Below are 16679 nucleotides of genomic sequence, written 5' to 3'. Positions count from 1 at the left end.
TGGAAATGCGCGCAGATCTGCTGATTGTCGGGGCCGGAATGGTCGGCAGCGCCCTGGCGCTGGCGTTGCAGGACAGCGGGCTGGAAGTCCTGCTGCTCGATGGCAGCCCGTTGAGCGTCAAACCCTATGACCCGCAGGCGCCGTTCGAGCCGCGCGTGAGTGCATTGTCCATTGCCAGTCAGCGAATTCTCGAACGCCTGGGTGTTTGGGACGGTATTGCCAGCCGGCGCAGCAGTCCCTACAGCGACATGCACGTCTGGGACGGCAGCGGCACCGGGCAAATCCACTTTTCGGCGGCCAGCGTGCATGCCGATGCCCTGGGCCATATCGTCGAGAATCGTGTGGTTCAGGACGCCTTGCTCGACCGCTTGCACGACTGTGACCTGGGCATGCTGGCCAATGCGCGCCTGGAACAAATGCGCCGCTCCGGCGACGACTGGCTGCTAACCCTGGCCGATGGCCGCACCTTGCGTGCGCCGCTGGTGATCGCGGCGGATGGGGCCAACTCGGCGGTGCGACGCCTGACTGGTGTCGCCACGCGGGAATGGGATTACCTGCATCACGCCATCGTCACCAGCGTGCGCAGCTCTAAACCTCATCAAGCGACCGCCTGGCAGCGGTTTACCGACAATGGCCCGCTGGCGTTCCTGCCGCTTGAACGCGACGGTCAGCAGGATTGGTGCTCGATCGTCTGGTCGACCACGCCGAGCGAAGCCGGGCACTTGATGGAACTCGATGACGAGGATTTCTGTCGTGCGCTGGAGCGGGCCTTCGAAGGTCGACTTGGCACGGTACTGAGTGCGGACCCACGCCTGTGCGTGCCGCTGCGTCAGCGCCATGCCAAGCGGTACGTGGCAGAGGGCCTGGCCTTGATCGGCGATGCCGCGCACACCATTCACCCGCTGGCCGGGCAGGGCGTGAACCTCGGTTTCCTGGATGCTGCCGTGCTGGCCGAAGTGCTATTGCAAGCGGCAACCCGTGGCGAGCGACTGGCGGACGTGAAGGTGCTGAGCCGTTACGAACGTCGGCGGATGCCGCATAACCTGGCGTTGATGGCGGCAATGGAAGGTTTTGAACGGTTGTTCCAGGCTGACCCGTTGCCGGTGCGCTTGTTGCGTAATGTCGGGTTGAATTGGGTCGATCGGATGCCCGAGGCCAAGGCGCTGTTTGTGCGTGAGGCGTTGGGGTTGATCGGGGATTTGCCGGCGCTGGCCAAGGCCTGATGTCCTTGGTGTGGCTGATGGCCTCTTCGCGAGCAAGCCCGCTCCCACATGGGAATGCATTTCAAATGTGGGAGCGGGCTTGCTCGCGAAGGCGTCAGCACATTCACTATCAATTCCCGCTGTGCAACATCTGGTAACTCCTCCGGAAACTGTTCGATTGAGAAGCGAAATGTGAGTCCTTATCATTTGACCTCACTTTTTCAATCGAGAGACCGCTCCCATGTTGGCACCGAAGCGTCTACTGACCGCACTGGCCCTGACCCTGATCGGCAGCACCGCCGCCCAGGCCGCTGACGAGGTGGTGGTCTATTCCTCGCGCATCGATGAACTGATCAAGCCAGTGTTCGATGCCTACACCGCGAAAACCGGCACCCAGGTGAAGTTCATCACCGACAAGGAAGCGCCGCTGATGCAGCGAATCAAGGCCGAGGGTGAGAACACTCCCGCCGACCTGCTGCTGACCGTCGATGCCGGCAACCTCTGGCAAGCCGAGCAGATGGGCATCCTCCAGCCCTTCACCTCGAAAACCATAGACGCCAACATTCCGCTGCAATACCGTGCGGCCTCCCACGCCTGGACCGGCCTGAGCCTGCGGGCGCGGACCATCGCCTATTCCACCGACCGAGTGAAACCGGGCGAACTGACCACCTACGAAGCACTGGCCGACAAGAACTGGGAAGGCCGCCTGTGCCTGCGCACGGCGAAAAAGGTCTACAACCAGTCCTTGACCGCCACCCTGATCGAAGTGCACGGCGCCGAGAAAACCGAGCAGATCCTCAAGGGCTGGGTCAACAACCTGTCCACTGACGTGTTCTCCGACGACGTGGCAGTGCTCGAGGCCATCAATGCTGGCCAGTGCGACGTGGGCATCGTCAATACCTACTACTACGGTCGCCTGCACAAGCAAAAACCGGATCTGCCGGTTAAACTGTTCTGGCCGAACCAGGCGGATCGCGGCGTGCACGTCAACCTGTCGGGCATTGGCCTGATCAAGCACGCGCCGCATGCGGAAGCGGCCAAGGCCCTGGTGGAGTGGATGACCACGCCAGAGGCACAGAAGATCTTCGCTGATGTGAATCAGGAATACCCGGCCAACCCGACCGTGCAACCCTCCGCCGAAGTCGCTGCGTGGGGCAAGTTCGTCGCCGATACCCTGCCGGTGGAAGTTGCCGGCAAGCGCCAGGCCGAAGCGATTCGCATGATGGATCGCGCTGGCTGGAACTGAGTCGCCCGCAATAAAGAGCAAAAGATCGCAGCCTTCGGCAGCTCCTACAGGGTGATCACCGACCCAATGTAGGAGCTGCCGGAGGCTGCGATCTTTTTGCGTTTTCCCTACACTTCAAGATTTTGCGAGAGCTATACCTTGGCCCACCCCGCCCAACGCCGCTGGTATCCCCTGGTCTTCGCCATCGCTGCGCTGGTCCTGCTTCCCCTGAGTGTCCTGCTGCTGTCCTGGCAAGCCATCGACCCGCAGATCTGGTCCCACCTCTGGGAAACCCAGATGCCGCGCCTGCTGGGCAACACCCTGACCCTGGTATTCGGTGTCGGCGTTGGCGTCACGGTCCTGGGGGTGAGCCTGGCCTGGCTCACCAGCCTTTGCGAATTCCCCGGTCGGCGTTGGCTGGACTGGGCACTGATGCTGCCCTTTGCGATTCCGGCCTACGTGCTGGCATTCGTCTTTGTCGGGCTGCTGGATTTTGCCGGTCCCGTGCAAACCCTGTTGCGAGAGTGGTTCGGCAGCGGCCTACGTTTGCCGCGTGTGCGCTCCACGGGAGGGGTGATCCTGGTCCTGGTGCTGGTCTTCTATCCTTACGTTTATCTGCTGGCGCGCACCGCTTTCTTGGCTCAGGGCAAGGGGCTGATGGAAGCGGCACGGGTGCTCGGTCAATCCCCATGGCAGGCGTTCTGGCGCGTGGCGATGCCCATGGCGCGCCCGGCCATCGGTGCTGGCGTAGCCTTGGCGCTGATGGAAACCCTGGCGGATTTCGGTGCCGTGTCAGTGTTCAACTTCGACACCTTCACCACCGCCATCTACAAGACCTGGTACGGGTTCTTCAGCCTCTCCAGCGCCGCGCAACTGGCCAGCCTGTTGCTGCTGGTGGTGATGCTCGTGCTCTACGGCGAGCGGCGTGCCCGCGGCGCCAACCGTGCGAGCAATGAACGGCCACGGGTCAAGGCGTTGTATCACCTGCGCGGTCTCAAGGCACTGTTGGCGACGGGGTGGTGCGCTCTGGTGTTCGCCTGCGCCTTTGTCATTCCTATGCTGCAGCTGGTGGTGTGGTTCTGGCAGCGCGGTCGCCTGGATCTGGATGAGCGTTACACCGGCCTGATCATTCACACGTTGTACCTGGGGGCGATGGCGGCGTTGATCACCGTCAGTGTCGCCCTGGTATTGGCGTTTGCCCGGCGGCTGGCGCCGACCCGGGGGATTCGCGCCGGGGTGAGCCTGGCCAATCTTGGCTACGCCTTGCCCGGATCGGTGCTGGCGGTTTCGATCATGCTGGCGTTCAGTTACCTCGATCGCGTGTTGGTGATCCCGCTCTCCGGCTGGCTCGGCGGGGCTGGCAAGCCGTTGTTGCTGGGCAGTCTGTTGGCGCTGCTGCTAGCTTACCTGGTGCGCTTCATCGCTGTGGCCTACGGTCCGCTGGAAAGCAGTCTGGCGCGTATACGGCCATCTTTGCCCGAAGCGGCACGTAGCCTGGGCGTCAGTGGGCCGCGACTGTTTTTCAAAGTGTATCTACCTTTGCTGCTCCCCGGTTCGATGAGCGCGGCCTTGCTGGTGTTCGTCGATGTGCTCAAGGAAATGCCCGCGACCCTTCTGATGCGCCCGTTCGGCTGGGACACGCTGGCGGTGCGGATTTTCGAAATGACCAGTGAAGGTGAGTGGGCGAGGGCGTCTTTACCGGCCTTGACCCTGGTTTTGGTCGGGCTGCTACCAGTCATCGGATTGATACGACGTTCGGCGCATCGAAACAGCTAGGTGCCAGTCCTACACCTTGCGGCTACAATGCGCGGCATTCGGTGCGGTCCGTCTGACAGATAAGGTAGTGAAAGCGGCTGGAAGCCTTTTATTTCAAGGTTCCCGCACAAATTATCACTCGACCGCACCTTCGCCACGCCCGGAAGGAGAAACCCATGGGACAGCGTACGCCTCTGTATGACCTTCATCTTGCCCTCGGCGCGAAGATGGTCGATTTTGGCGGTTGGGATATGCCTCTGCATTATGGATCCCAGGTCGAGGAGCACCATCAAGTGCGCCGCGATTGCGGTGTTTTTGATGTATCCCACATGACCGTGATCGATGTCGACGGCCCCCAGGCCAAGGCTTGGCTCCAGCATTTGCTGGCCAACGACGTCGAACGCCTGCATAAACCCGGTACCGCGTTGTACAGCACCATGCTCAATGAGCGCGGCGGTATCGTCGACGACATGATCGTCTATCGTCTCGAAAGCGGTTACCGCTTGGTGGTCAACGCCTCCACCCGCGACCAGGACCTGGCGTGGATGCAGGCGCATCTCGATGGTTTCGACGTACAGCTCAACGAGCGATCCGAATTGGCAATGCTGGCCATTCAAGGCCCCCATGCCCGGCACAAGATTGCCGAGCTGGTGAGCCAGGCACGCGGCGCACTGATCCAGAAACTCAAGCCGTTCGAAGGTCGGCCCGACGGTGACTGGTTCATCGCACGCACCGGCTACACCGGTGAAGACGGCCTGGAAATCATTCTGCCTGCCGACCAGGCGCCGGGGTTCTTCAACGATCTGGTGGGGGCGGGCATTTCCCCCATAGGCCTGGGCGCGCGCGACACCCTGCGGGTCGAGGCGGGCATGAACCTGTACGGTCAGGACATTCACCAGGACGTTTCCCCGCTGGCCTCCAATATGGCCTGGAGCATCGCGTGGGAGCCTTCCACTCGCCAGTTCATCGGCCGTCCGGCGCTGGAAGCCGAGCGCAGCGGTGGCGTACAACATAAACTGGTCGGTCTGGTCCTTGAGGAACGCGGGGTTTTGCGCGCTCATCAGGTGGTTCGCATCGCCAATGTTGGCGAAGGGGAGATCACCAGTGGTAGTTTCTCTCCTACGCTAAGCAAGTCCATTGCACTGGCGCGGGTGCCGATGGCCACCGCCGACCGCGCGGAAGTGGAAATCCGTGGCAAGTGGTACCCGGTCCGAGTGGTCAAGCCGACCTTCGTGCGCCATGGCAAAACCTTGATCTAACCTTTCCCGGCGGATGTTGACCGCCGATAAATTTCCTGAGGACACAGAACATGAGCAATATCCCTGCCGACCTGCGTTTTGCCGAGAGTCACGAATGGGCTCGCCTGGAAGCCGATGGCACCGTCACCGTGGGCATCAGCGATCACGCGCAGGAAGCGCTGGGTGATGTGGTGTTCGTTGAGCTGACTGAAGTCGGCAACGTCTTCGCCGCCGGTGATCAGTCTGGTGTGGTGGAGTCGGTCAAGGCCGCTTCCGACATCTATTCCCCGGTTGCCGGTGAAGTGATCGCGGTCAACGAAGCTCTGAGCGGTGAGCCTGAGTTGCTCAACTCCGACCCGTACGGCGCGTGGATCTTCAAGCTCAAGCCAAGCAACACGGCTGACCTGGACAAGCTGCTTGATGCAGCGGGTTACAAGGCCGCCATCGGCGAGTAAGCCTTCAGCGTTATCTCAAAGCCCCGACCTGTCGGGGCTTTTTTGCTTCTGGCGATTTTTCCCCTTTAGGAGCGAGCACGCTCGCGATGGTCGTCAACGATGACGCTGGAAGCCTGACACCCCGCGGTGTTCTCAGGTTCATCGCGAGCATGCTTGCTCCTGCAAGGGTTCGGGTCTGGCATCGACTGCTATGCTGGATTGACCGAGTTGCATCGACGCTGAGCGCCAGCCAAGAGAGAGCCCGTCATGTCCCAGTTGCCGTCCCTGAGCCAGTTACGCGACCCCAATGCCTTTCTTCGCCGCCACCTTGGCCCTGATGCCGCCGAGCAGCAGGCGATGCTCGACAGCCTTGGCCTCGGCAGCCGGGTCGAATTGATCGAGCAGACGGTCCCGCCGGGAATCCGCCTGAACCGACCACTCGACCTGCCGCCAGCCCTCGACGAAGAAGCCGCACTGGCCAAGCTGCGCGGTTACGCTGAGCAAAACCAGGTCTGGACCAGCCTGATCGGCATGGGCTATCACGGCACGTTGACCCCCGCCGTCATCCTGCGCAACGTCCTGGAAAATCCCGGCTGGTACACCGCGTACACGCCCTATCAACCGGAAATCGCCCAAGGCCGGCTTGAAGCGCTGTTGAATTTCCAGCAGTTGACCATCGACCTCACGGGACTTGAACTGGCCAACGCCTCGCTGCTGGATGAAGCCACTGCGGCCGCGGAAGCCATGGCCCTGGCCAAGCGGGTTGCCAAGTCGAAAAGCAATCTGTTCTTTGTCGACGAAAACTGCCATCCGCAGACCATTTCCGTGGTGCAGACCCGTGCCGAAGGCTTCGGGTTCGAGCTGATCGTCGACGCTGTGGATAACTTGAAACAGCACCAGGTATTTGGTGCACTGCTGCAATATCCCGACACCCACGGCGAGATCCGTAATCTACGTCCGCTGATTGATCATCTGCATGCCCAGCAGGCGCTGGCGTGTGTCGCCACTGATTTGCTGAGCCTGCTGCTGCTCACCCCGCCGGGGGAGCTGGGTGCCGACGTGGTGTTCGGTTCATCCCAGCGTTTTGGCGTGCCCATGGGTTACGGCGGCCCTCACGCGGCGTTTTTCGCCAGCCGTGACGAGTACAAGCGGGCGATTCCCGGCCGCATCATCGGCGTGTCAAAAGACGCCCGCAGCAACGTTGCCCTGCGCATGGCGCTGCAAACCCGCGAGCAGCATATCCGTCGTGAAAAGGCCAACTCGAACATCTGCACCGCTCAAGTGCTGCTGGCCAATATCGCCAGCTTCTACGCGGTTTATCACGGCCCCGAAGGGCTGAAACGGATTGCCCAGCGCGTCCATCGGCTGACCTGCATCCTTGCCGCGGGCCTTGAGCGCAAGGGCATTACCCGTCTCAACCAACACTTCTTCGACACCCTGACCCTGGAGGTCGGTGGCACCCAGACCGCAATCATCGAAAGCGCCCAGGCCGCGCAAATCAACCTGCGCATTCTGGGGCGTGGGCAATTGGGTGTGAGCCTCGACGAAACCTGCGATGAAACCACGGTGGCGAAACTGTTCGACCTGTTCCTGGGGGCCGATCATGGGCTCAGTGTCGACGAGCTGGACGCTGAAACCCTGGACGGCGGCATTCCCGACACGCTGGCACGGACCTCGCCCTATCTGCGCCACCCGGTGTTCAACGCCCACCACAGCGAAACCGAGATGCTGCGCTACCTCAAGCAACTGGAAAACAAGGATCTGGCACTCAATCAATCGATGATCCCGCTGGGCTCGTGCACCATGAAGCTCAACGCCACCAGCGAAATGATCCCGATTACCTGGCCGCAGTTCGCCAACCTGCACCCGTTTGCGCCCAGAGAACAGGCCCTCGGTTATTCATTGATGATCGAAGAACTGGAGCGCTGGCTTTGCGCGATTACCGGTTTTGATGCGATCTGCATGCAGCCCAACTCCGGGGCCCAGGGCGAATATGCCGGCCTGCTGGCGATCCGCAAATACCACGAGAGCCGCCAGCAGGGCGGGCGGGATGTCTGCCTGATTCCTTCGTCGGCCCACGGCACCAATCCGGCCTCGGCGCAGATGGCCGGGATGCGCGTGGTGATCGTCGAGTGTGACGAGGCGGGCAACGTCGATCTGGAGGACCTGAAAGACAAGGCCGCCCAGGCCGGGGATAAGCTGGCGTGCCTGATGGCGACTTATCCATCGACCCACGGCGTGTATGAAGAAGGCATCAGCGAAATCTGTGAAGTTATCCACAGCCACGGCGGCCAGGTGTACATGGACGGCGCGAACCTCAACGCCCAGGTCGGGCTGGCGCGCCCGGCGGACATTGGCGCCGATGTGTCACACATGAACCTGCACAAGACCTTCTGCATTCCCCATGGCGGCGGCGGGCCGGGCATGGGGCCGATTGGCGTGCGCGCCCACCTGGCGCCGTTCGTGGCCAATCACCCGGTCGTGCCTATCGAAGGACCGCAACCACAGAATGGCGCAGTCAGTGCGGCGCCCTGGGGCAGTGCCAGCATCCTGCCGATCAGCTGGATGTACATCGCCATGATGGGGCCGCAATTGGCCGACGCCAGTGAAGTGGCGATCCTGGCGGCCAATTACCTGGCGCGGCACCTGTCCGGCGCGTTTCCGGTCCTCTACACCGGCCGCAACGAGCGAGTGGCCCACGAATGCATTCTCGACCTGCGCCCCCTCAAGGCGCTGACCGGCATCAGCGAGGAGGACGTTGCCAAGCGCCTGATGGACTACGGCTTCCATGCACCCACCATGTCGTTCCCGGTGCCGGGAACGTTGATGGTCGAGCCCACCGAAAGCGAATCGAAGGCAGAGCTGGACCGTTTTATCGGCGCGATGCTGAGCATCCGCGCGGAAATTACCGAGGTGCAGAACGGCAACTGGCCGGCCGAGGACAACCCGTTGAAGCGAGCGCCGCATACGCTGGCGGACATCACTGGCGTGTGGGAACGGCCTTACAGCATCGTGCAGGCGGTCACACCGGATGCGCACACCAAGGCGCACAAGTATTGGCCGGCGGTGAACCGGGTGGACAATGTCTACGGCGACCGGAACCTGTTTTGTGCGTGTGTGCCGCTGGACGAATACCGTTAGGCAAGGTCAAAAGATCGCAGCCTGCGGCAGCTCCCACATGGTAATGCGATCCCCCGTAGGAGCTGCCGCAGGCTGCGATCTTTGCTTTTAAACGTCCATAAAAAATGCCGCTCATATGGGCGGCATTTTTTGTTCGGCAACCTTATTCCGAAGCCACGGCATTCTTCGCCAGGATCGCATTCGCCAGTTCCATATCCGTGGCCTGCAAACCCGGGTTGTCGGCGCGGACTTTCTGCATTGCCGCTTCCAGGTACGGGCCGCGGATGCTGCCGTCACTGGCCACAAAGCTGCCGGCATCGTCCTGGGCCGCGACGATCATCTTGTTATCCTTGAACGTCAGGTAGGTCGAGCCGGTGGTTGCACCGGAGGTAAGGACGTTACGCCAAAAGCTATCAGCCATCGCCGAGCCGACAGGCAGGGACAACAAGGCGATGGTAGCGACAGCAACTTTGAAACGCATGATGGGTGACTCCACTGATTAACTGCGATGTTGGATTGTCGACCCCCAATCGAGTTCCGTAACGGTCCACCTACTTCTGCTCGCTCTGCGGAGTCACCCGCAACACCTCCTCAATCGTCGTCAGGCCCGCCGCCACTTTCTGCGCCCCCGACAGTCGCAGGCTGCGCATGCCCTCCTTGAACGCCTGGCGCCGCACCGCCAGCAAGTCAGTGTCGGGATTGATCAGCGCCTTCAAGCCGTCGCTCAATTGCATGATTTCGTACACCCCGGCACGACCGTGGTAGCCGGTATCGCGACATTCCAGGCAGCCAATGGCGCGCTGGGCGTTGCCAGGCAAGGGGGCCTGCCAGGGCCGGGTCAGGGTTTGCCAGTCTTCCTCGCCCAGGGTTTGCGGGGCCTTGCAGTGTGGGCACAGGGTGCGCACCAGGCGTTGGGCCATCACGCCGAGTACGGTGGCCTTGATCAGGTAGTGCGGCACGCCCAGTTCCAGTAACCGGCTGATGGCGCTGGGTGCATCGTTGGTGTGCAGCGTCGATAACACCAGGTGCCCGGTGAGGGCCGCCTGGATGGCCATCTCGGCGGTTTCCAGGTCGCGGATCTCGCCGATCATGATGATGTCCGGGTCTTGCCGCATCAGCGCCCGGACACCGGCGGCGAAAGTCAGGTCGATGTTGTGCTGGACCTGCATCTGGTTGAACGCCGGCTCGACCATTTCTATCGGGTCTTCGATAGTGCAGAGGTTGACTTGCGGCGTCGCCAGTTTTTTCAGCGTGGTGTAGAGCGTAGTGGTCTTGCCCGAACCGGTCGGCCCGGTGACCAGGATAATGCCATTGGGCTGGCGGGTCATGTCCTGCCAGCGCCGCAGGTCATCGGCGGAAAAACCCAACTGATCGAAATCCTTGAGCAGCACTTCCGGGTCAAAGATCCGCATGACCATTTTTTCGCCGAAGGCCGTGGGCAAGGTCGAGAGCCGCAACTCGACTTCTCCACCCTCCGGAGTCTTGGTTTTCACCCGGCCGTCCTGGGGTTTGCGTTTCTCCGCAACGTTCATTCTGCCCAGGCTTTTGAGGCGACTGACGATGGCCATGGTCACCTGGGGCGGGAATTGGTAGACGTTGTGCAATACGCCGTCGATGCGGAAGCGCACCGTGCCCTGTTCGCGTCGGGGCTCGATGTGGATATCGCTGGCGCGCTGCTGGAAGGCGTACTGGAACAGCCAGTCGACGATATTGACGATGTGCGCGTCGTTGGCGTCGGGCTCCTGGTCGCTGGCGCCGAGGTTGAGCAACTGCTCGAAATTGCCCAGGTGGCTGACCTGCTGATCGGCGCTGTTCGCGCCGCTGACCGATTTGGCCAGGCGAAAGAACTCCACGCTGAAACGCTGGATGTCCACCGGGTTGGCCACCACGCGCTTGATCGGCAACTTCAGCACGTGGGCCAGGTCTGCTTCCCAACCCGTTACATAAGGCTGGGCGCTGGCGATGGTTACTGCGTCGCGATCGACCGACACCGCGAGAATCTTGTGGCGCTGGGCGAAGGCGTAGGACATCAGCGGCGTCACGGCCGCGACGTTGATTTTCAGCGGATCGATCCGCAGGTAAGGCTGGCCCGCCTGCTGGGATAGCCACAGGGTCAGGCTTTCAAGGTCGAGGTGCTTGCCCGGACGGCTGAGGTCGTCCAGGTGTTGGCTGGCGATGAACTCCAGCGGGTGTATCTGGCCATCGGCGGCGTGACGGCGTCGGGCGTTCAACGCCTGTTCGGCCGAGTCCTGGCTGACAAAGCCCTGGGCGACCAGTTCACGCAGCACATCATTGAGGTCCAGCCAGCGGTCCTGAAGGGCGATTTGAACGGACATGCGGGCTCCTTTTGAAAACAGTGCGCAAAGGATAGTCGTGACCCTGCAAGCCGTTGGGCCACTACCCGACGAAGCCGTATCGGGGTTTTTCAGCCCGCCGCCAGAACCGCTTCTCCCCAGGCGCAATCCGCCGCTTGCAGATCGACCGAACAGACGCTGATCAGGTTGCGCAGTTTTTGCGCAATCACCTGGGCGCGATGCCAGCTCAAGCCGTCGACGACCACATCGATGGCCAGCAAATCGTCGTGACGCTGCACCTGCACCTGCTGCGGGGTCAGGCACTGCAAGGCGAACAGGTTGAGCGCGCGGCATAACAGGTCCGGTTCGGCTTCGGCGAGCAATTGATAGTGAACGCGGCAATGGGTGTTGCCGGCATTCCAGGCATCGGCGCGGGTTAGCGAGGTATTCACGGCTTCCAGGTAAGGCATGCTCGATCTCCAATCTGATTGGAGAAATTTTTACATTCGGCGGCGGGTATTTCTTATCTATGATTGGACATATTCGCGTTATGTTGAATTAATTAATTCGCAAGATCATCAGTTGAAGGTTTTTTTATGCATAGCGAGTTGGACAGCTACGACCGTAGGATTCTCGCCTTGCTGCAGGAGGATGCTTCGCTTTCAAGCGCGCAGATCGCCGAAAAGGTGGGGCTTTCGCAGTCACCCTGTTGGCGGCGGATTCAGCGAATGAAAGAGGAGGGGATCATTCGCAGCCAGGTCACCTTGCTCGACCGCAAGAAAATCGGCCTGAACACGCAGATTTTTGCCCAGGTAAAACTCAACGCCCATGGCCGTTCGAACTTCACCGAGTTCACCGAGGCCATTCGAGGTTTTCCTGAAGTATTGGAGTGCTACGTGCTGATGGGGGCGGTGGACTTCATGTTGAGGATCGTCGCGGCGGATATCGAGGCGTACGAGCGGTTCTTCTTCGAGAAGCTGTCGCTGGTGCCGGGGATACAGGAGGTGAACTCGATCGTGGCGTTGTCGGAGATCAAATCGACGACCAGTTTGCCAGTGTTGCGGTAAAGCAAAAGATCGCAGCCTGCGGCAGCTCCTACAGGGGTACACAATTCTATGTAGGAGCTGCCGAAGGCTGCGATCTTTTAGCGGTGTTACAGGCGCAGTAGCATCTTCCAGGCACGATTCTGATAAACCGCGATCGCCTGTTGCTTGCGCGCATCCAGGGTTTCGTCGGTGATCGGCTCGTTGGCCAGTTGCGCCAGCTTGTTCAGCTCGCCGTAGAGGCGATCCATTTCCGGGATCTCCAGCACGTTGCGTGCGTGGTGCAACCAGACCTGAATGCGCTCGATACGCGGCAGTTGCTCGGCCAGGTCTTCCGGCTGTTGCTGGTAGCGCTGCAATTGCAGCGAGGTGGCTTCCTCGCCCAGCAGGCGCGGCAGCCAGCTGCCCAATTGCGCGGCGCCCTGGCGATTGCCCCGGGTATTACGCTCGGCGGTCCAGGTGCGGGCCAGCAACCAACGCGAGGTGTTCAGGGAGAACAGGCCCCAACGCGGGTCTTCGAGTTCTTCGAGGAACTGCTCCGGCGCGGCTTTGCGAACGTCTTCATCGTCCAGGCCAGCCTGTACCAGCGGGCGCCAGTCTTCCAGCAGGGCGTCGAGGGCGACACGCAAATCGTGGGTCGACTGGCGCGGTGCGGCTTGACCGAGGCTGCTGATCAGCGCGCGCATTTCAGCCAGGTTCTCGACCCAGTCCTGCAACAGGCGCCAGTGGCCATTGAAACGATACTGCTCGGCCAGGCGCTGGCTGCTGCCCAGCAAGTGCCAGCTGAGTGCGGCGAAGGCGTCGTCCAGTGGCGTTTCGGCGCTGATCTGCGGTGCCGGCAGGCTCAAGGAGTAACTGTGGGCGTCGTACAGGCGATAGCCACGTTCGGCCTTGCTGATGTCGCATGGCATCAGCGCCAGTTTTTCAGCCAGTTCGGCGGCCAGTTCCAGCAGCGCAGCGGGTTCGCCTTCGCGCAATTCCAGTTCCAGTTCGCAGATTTCTTCTTTTTGCTTGCCGACCACCACGTGGCCCAGGTCCAGTGCTGCTTCGATGACCACTTTGGTCTTGCCGCGGCCCCAGGCGATTTCCGCGCGCTCGCGGACGAAGTCGGTGGTGAAGATGGCTTTCAGGGTTTTCTTGTCCAGTTCGGCCAGTTCTTCGGGCCAGCATTCGCCGTCCAGTTTTTTCAGGTCGAGCTTGGCTTTGGGCAGGTTCCAGTCGTACTCGTTACGTACGGACAGGCCAGCGACGCTTTGGCCGCGGGTCTTGAGGGTCTGGATCACTTCTTCGCCATCCTTGCGCAGGCGCAGGGCGACTTTGGCCCGGGCCAGGTCACGCTCAGGGGTGTCGAAGTATTGATTCATCAACTCACGGCGTTCCCAGCCACTTTTGTTGCGTTTTTTCAGTAACGGGTGCTCGCGCAGGGCGGCGAGGGTTTCGCGGCTGACGCGGAGCTTGATTTCGGTTTCTTTCTGCATGGCCGGAAAATCCAGGATCGGGAGCGCAGCCGGGGGAAAAGGTGGCTGCCAAGGTCGTGCAGTGTACAGGACTCAACCTGCCTACGCCGTGCGACGGTTTATTCCTGTCACCGGATGGCTCTATGATGGACTTCAATTCGGGAGTTGGAGTCAGCGATGCCTTTGCCGTCCATGAAAGATCAGTTCGCTGCACTGATCGCTGCGCCATCCGTCAGTTGCACCCAGCCAAGCCTCGATCAATCCAATCGTCCGGTGATCGACTTGCTGGCCGCCTGGCTCGGTGATCTGGGTTTTGCCTGCGACATCCAGCAGGTCAGCCCCGGCAAATTCAACTTGCTGGCCAGTTTTGGCAGTGGCCCCGGCGGGCTCGTGCTGGCCGGTCACAGTGATACGGTGCCATTCGATGGCGCGTTGTGGCAGACCGACCCCCTGAAGCTGACTGAGGTCGACGGGCGCTGGGTCGGCCTGGGCAGTTGCGACATGAAGGGCTTTTTCGCCCTGGCCATCGAAGCCGTCCGGCCGCTGCTCGACCAACCGTTCAAGCAGCCGCTGCTGATCCTTGCCACCTGCGATGAAGAAAGCTCGATGTCCGGCGCCCGGGCACTGGCCCAGGCGGGACGGCCGCTGGGACGTGCAGCCGTGATCGGCGAGCCGACCGGGCTCAAGCCGATCCGCATGCACAAAGGCATCATGATGGAGCGCATCGATATCCTCGGGCAGAGCGGCCACTCCTCGGACCCGCGCCTGGGGCACAGCGCACTCGAAGCCATGCACGATGCCATCGGTGAACTACGCGGCTTGCGCCTGTTGTGGCAGCGTGAATTCCGTAATCCGCAATTCAGCGTGCCGATGCCGACCATGAACTTCGGCTGCATCCATGGTGGCGACAACCCCAACCGCATCTGCGGCCAGTGTTCGCTGGAGTTCGATCTGCGGCCGTTGCCGGGCATGGATCCCAAGATCCTGCGAGCCGATATTTCGCAGAAGCTCAAGGCGATTGCCGAGCGGCACCAGGTAAAAATCGATTACGCACCGCTCTTCCCCGAAGTGCCTCCTTTCGAGCAGGCTGAGGATGCGGAACTGGTACGCATTGCCGAAAAGCTCACCGGCCATGGCGCCGAAGCAGTGGCATTTGGCACCGAAGCGCCTTATCTTCAGCGACTTGGCTGCGAAACACTGGTGCTTGGCCCGGGCGATATCGCCTGTGCCCACCAACCGGGGGAATTCCTCGAAATGTCACGTTTGCAGCCTACGGTGCATCTATTACGACAGTTGATTGAACATTACTGCCTGACGCCGGCCCAAAAATCGGTACCAACCGGTTGAATGCGCAGTTTAAATTGCCGGTGTCCCAACCCGTATTCATGAGGAGAGCGCGCGTGTCGCCAAGCCTGTTCCGACGATAACCATCAGCCCGCTGTGCGTTTTCTGTTCCGCCCTTTTTTCGGCTGCTATTTAGTACAGGCCCAGGTTCATGCCCGAATACGTCAATTGGCTTCGTCACGCTTCGCCCTACATCAACGCCCACCGCGATTGCACCTTTGTCGTCATGCTGCCCGGCGATGGCGTTGAACACCCTAACTTCGGCAACATCGTCCACGACCTGGTGTTGTTGCACAGCCTGGGCGTGCGCCTGGTGCTGGTGCACGGTTCGCGCCCGCAAATCGAAGCACGCCTCGAGTCTCGCGGCCTGACCCCGCATTACCACCATGGAATGCGCATTACCGATGCGGCGACCCTGGAGTGCGTGATCGATGCGGTCGGCCAACTGCGCATCGCCATCGAAGCGCGGCTGTCCATGGACATGGCGTCTTCGCCGATGCAAGGCTCGCGCCTGCGGGTGGCCAGCGGCAACCTGGTGACGGCGCGTCCCATCGGCGTGCTTGAAGGTGTCGACTATCACCACACCGGTGAAGTGCGTCGGGTTGACCGCAAGGGCATCAATCGCTTGCTGGACGAGCGCTCCATCGTGCTCTTGTCGCCACTGGGCTATTCGCCGACCGGCGAAATTTTCAACCTCGCTTGTGAAGATGTCGCCACGCGCGCGGCCATCGACCTGGGCGCAGACAAACTGCTGCTGTTTGGCGCCGACCTTGGTTTGATCGATGAACACGGCAGGCTGGTACGCGAACTGCGTCCGCAGCAGGTGCCGGCGCATTTGCAGCGTCTGGGCAGCAATTACCAGGCCGAGCTGCTGGATGCCGCCGCTGAAGCCTGCCGTGGCGGCGTGGCCCGCAGCCATATCGTCAGCTATGCCGAAGACGGTGCGCTGCTGACCGAGCTGTTTACCCGTGACGGTGGCGGTACGCTGGTGGCCCAGGAGCAATTCGAGGTGGTGCGCGAAGCGGCCATCGAAGACGTCGGCGGCTTGCTGGACTTGATCAGCCCGCTGGAAGAGCAGGGCATCCTGGTACGCCGCTCCCGCGAAGTACTCGAGCGTGAGATCGAGCAGTTCAGCGTGGTCGAGCGTGAGGGCATGATCATCGCCTGCGCGGCGCTGTATCAGATCGCCGATTCCGATGCCGGAGAGTTGGCGTGCCTGGCGGTGAACCCGGAGTACCGTCATGGCGGTCGCGGTGATGAGCTTCTCGAGCGCATTGAAACCCGTGCACGGGCCCAGGGGTTGAAAACCTTGTTCGTCCTCACCACGCGCACGGCTCACTGGTTCCGCGAGCGTGGCTTCGTGCCGAGCAGCGTCGATCGTCTGCCGTCGGCACGGGCGTCGCTGTACAACTACCAGCGTAACTCGAAGATCTTCGAAAAAGCCTTGTGATTGTGCGGTCACGGTCGACCGGATCGTTCCCAAGCTCTGCGTGGGAACGCCTCAACGGACGCTCCGCGTTTGGCTTCTGAGTGGGGACGCGGAGCGTCCCGGGCTGCATTCCCACGC

13 protein-coding genes are annotated in these 16679 nt (G+C 61.4%); 9 read left to right on the top strand and 4 right to left on the bottom strand.

Annotated features, from left to right (window positions below; all coding sequences use genetic code 11):
• Positions 1–5 precede the first annotated feature (5 nt).
• From AC1Q8Q_RS12375 to gcvP, 6 genes are all read left to right on the top strand, one after another.
• Positions 6–1223: a 2-octaprenyl-3-methyl-6-methoxy-1,4-benzoquinol hydroxylase gene (locus tag AC1Q8Q_RS12375; protein ID WP_168759239.1), complete on the top strand. Its 1218-nt coding sequence runs from the start codon at positions 6–8 to the stop codon at positions 1221–1223.
• Between the two features lie 220 nt (positions 1224–1443).
• Positions 1444–2448: an extracellular solute-binding protein gene (locus AC1Q8Q_RS12370; RefSeq protein ID WP_020797275.1), complete on the top strand. Its 1005-nt coding sequence runs from the start codon at positions 1444–1446 to the stop codon at positions 2446–2448.
• Between the two features lie 138 nt (positions 2449–2586).
• Entirely contained in the window at positions 2587–4203 is a 1617-nt protein-coding gene (locus AC1Q8Q_RS12365; protein ID WP_033044230.1) for an ABC transporter permease, read from the top strand.
• Between the two features lie 155 nt (positions 4204–4358).
• Positions 4359–5441, top strand: coding sequence for a glycine cleavage system aminomethyltransferase GcvT (gcvT, locus tag AC1Q8Q_RS12360; RefSeq protein ID WP_020797277.1), 1083 nt, complete (start codon positions 4359–4361; stop codon positions 5439–5441).
• A gap of 50 nt (positions 5442–5491) precedes the next feature.
• The gene (gene gcvH, locus AC1Q8Q_RS12355; RefSeq protein ID WP_020797279.1) at positions 5492–5875 is read left to right on the top strand and encodes a glycine cleavage system protein GcvH; all 384 of its coding nucleotides are present in this window, start codon (positions 5492–5494) and stop codon (positions 5873–5875) included.
• Positions 5876–6121: 246 nt separating this feature from the next.
• Positions 6122–8995 (top strand): aminomethyl-transferring glycine dehydrogenase, encoded by a 2874-nt coding sequence (gene gcvP, locus AC1Q8Q_RS12350; RefSeq protein WP_033045660.1) that lies wholly within the window; start codon positions 6122–6124, stop codon positions 8993–8995.
• Positions 8996–9137: 142 nt separating this feature from the next.
• On the opposite strand, the gene AC1Q8Q_RS12345 is transcribed toward gcvP, so the two are convergent.
• The 3 genes from AC1Q8Q_RS12345 to AC1Q8Q_RS12335 all read right to left on the bottom strand — a co-directional run bounded on the left by AC1Q8Q_RS12345 (position 9138) and on the right by AC1Q8Q_RS12335 (position 11738).
• Positions 9138–9455, bottom strand: coding sequence for a DUF2388 domain-containing protein (locus tag AC1Q8Q_RS12345; RefSeq protein WP_020797281.1), 318 nt, complete (start codon positions 9453–9455; stop codon positions 9138–9140).
• Between the two features lie 70 nt (positions 9456–9525).
• Positions 9526–11310, bottom strand: a complete 1785-nt coding sequence (tfpB, locus tag AC1Q8Q_RS12340) for a type IV pilus assembly ATPase TfpB (RefSeq protein WP_020797282.1) — start codon at positions 11308–11310, stop codon at positions 9526–9528.
• Between the two features lie 89 nt (positions 11311–11399).
• On the bottom strand, positions 11400–11738 hold the full coding sequence (locus AC1Q8Q_RS12335) for an ACT-like domain-containing protein (protein WP_020797283.1): 339 nt from the start codon (positions 11736–11738) through the stop codon (positions 11400–11402).
• A gap of 126 nt (positions 11739–11864) precedes the next feature.
• Here AC1Q8Q_RS12335 and AC1Q8Q_RS12330 point away from each other — a divergent pair, with 126 nt between their 5' ends.
• Complete coding sequence (locus tag AC1Q8Q_RS12330; RefSeq protein ID WP_454866356.1) at positions 11865–12335, top strand: Lrp/AsnC family transcriptional regulator; 471 nt, start codon at positions 11865–11867, stop codon at positions 12333–12335.
• 86 nt (positions 12336–12421) lie between these two features.
• Here AC1Q8Q_RS12330 and AC1Q8Q_RS12325 read toward each other — a convergent pair whose 3' ends face one another.
• Positions 12422–13789: a CYTH domain-containing protein gene (locus AC1Q8Q_RS12325; RefSeq protein WP_020797285.1), complete on the bottom strand. Its 1368-nt coding sequence runs from the start codon at positions 13787–13789 to the stop codon at positions 12422–12424.
• 156 nt (positions 13790–13945) lie between these two features.
• On the opposite strand from AC1Q8Q_RS12325, the gene argE reads away from it, so the two are divergent.
• Positions 13946–15115 carry an acetylornithine deacetylase gene (gene argE, locus AC1Q8Q_RS12320; protein ID WP_020797286.1) on the top strand — a complete coding sequence of 390 codons (1170 nt, stop codon included), beginning with the start codon at positions 13946–13948 and terminating at the stop codon, positions 15113–15115.
• Positions 15116–15263: 148 nt separating this feature from the next.
• Positions 15264–16562: an amino-acid N-acetyltransferase gene (argA, locus tag AC1Q8Q_RS12315; RefSeq protein WP_020797287.1), complete on the top strand. Its 1299-nt coding sequence runs from the start codon at positions 15264–15266 to the stop codon at positions 16560–16562.
• Positions 16563–16679: the final 117 nt, after the last annotated feature.

The organism is Pseudomonas sp. GW823-FHT06B06, from assembly GCF_058795195.1.
The sequence above is the reverse complement of the archived record's forward strand: the minus strand, read 5'-3'. Positions and strand labels throughout refer to the sequence as shown.

What these genes read in the sequence shown, in the direction of transcription:
- AC1Q8Q_RS12335 (WP_020797283.1), bottom strand. Translation starts at nt 11,738, where the DNA reads ATGCCTTACCTGGAAGCCGTGAATACCTCGCTAACCCGCGCCGATGCC.
- argA (WP_020797287.1), top strand. Translation starts at nt 15,264, where the DNA reads ATGCCCGAATACGTCAATTGGCTTCGTCACGCTTCGCCCTACATCAAC.
- AC1Q8Q_RS12345 (WP_020797281.1), bottom strand. Translation starts at nt 9,455, where the DNA reads ATGCGTTTCAAAGTTGCTGTCGCTACCATCGCCTTGTTGTCCCTGCCT.
- AC1Q8Q_RS12330 (WP_454866356.1), top strand. Translation starts at nt 11,865, where the DNA reads ATGCATAGCGAGTTGGACAGCTACGACCGTAGGATTCTCGCCTTGCTG.
- gcvP (WP_033045660.1), top strand. Translation starts at nt 6,122, where the DNA reads ATGTCCCAGTTGCCGTCCCTGAGCCAGTTACGCGACCCCAATGCCTTT.
- AC1Q8Q_RS12325 (WP_020797285.1), bottom strand. Translation starts at nt 13,789, where the DNA reads ATGCAGAAAGAAACCGAAATCAAGCTCCGCGTCAGCCGCGAAACCCTC.
- gcvT (WP_020797277.1), top strand. Translation starts at nt 4,359, where the DNA reads ATGGGACAGCGTACGCCTCTGTATGACCTTCATCTTGCCCTCGGCGCG.
- gcvH (WP_020797279.1), top strand. Translation starts at nt 5,492, where the DNA reads ATGAGCAATATCCCTGCCGACCTGCGTTTTGCCGAGAGTCACGAATGG.
- AC1Q8Q_RS12375 (WP_168759239.1), top strand. Translation starts at nt 6, where the DNA reads ATGCGCGCAGATCTGCTGATTGTCGGGGCCGGAATGGTCGGCAGCGCC.
- argE (WP_020797286.1), top strand. Translation starts at nt 13,946, where the DNA reads ATGCCTTTGCCGTCCATGAAAGATCAGTTCGCTGCACTGATCGCTGCG.
- AC1Q8Q_RS12370 (WP_020797275.1), top strand. Translation starts at nt 1,444, where the DNA reads ATGTTGGCACCGAAGCGTCTACTGACCGCACTGGCCCTGACCCTGATC.
- tfpB (WP_020797282.1), bottom strand. Translation starts at nt 11,310, where the DNA reads ATGTCCGTTCAAATCGCCCTTCAGGACCGCTGGCTGGACCTCAATGAT.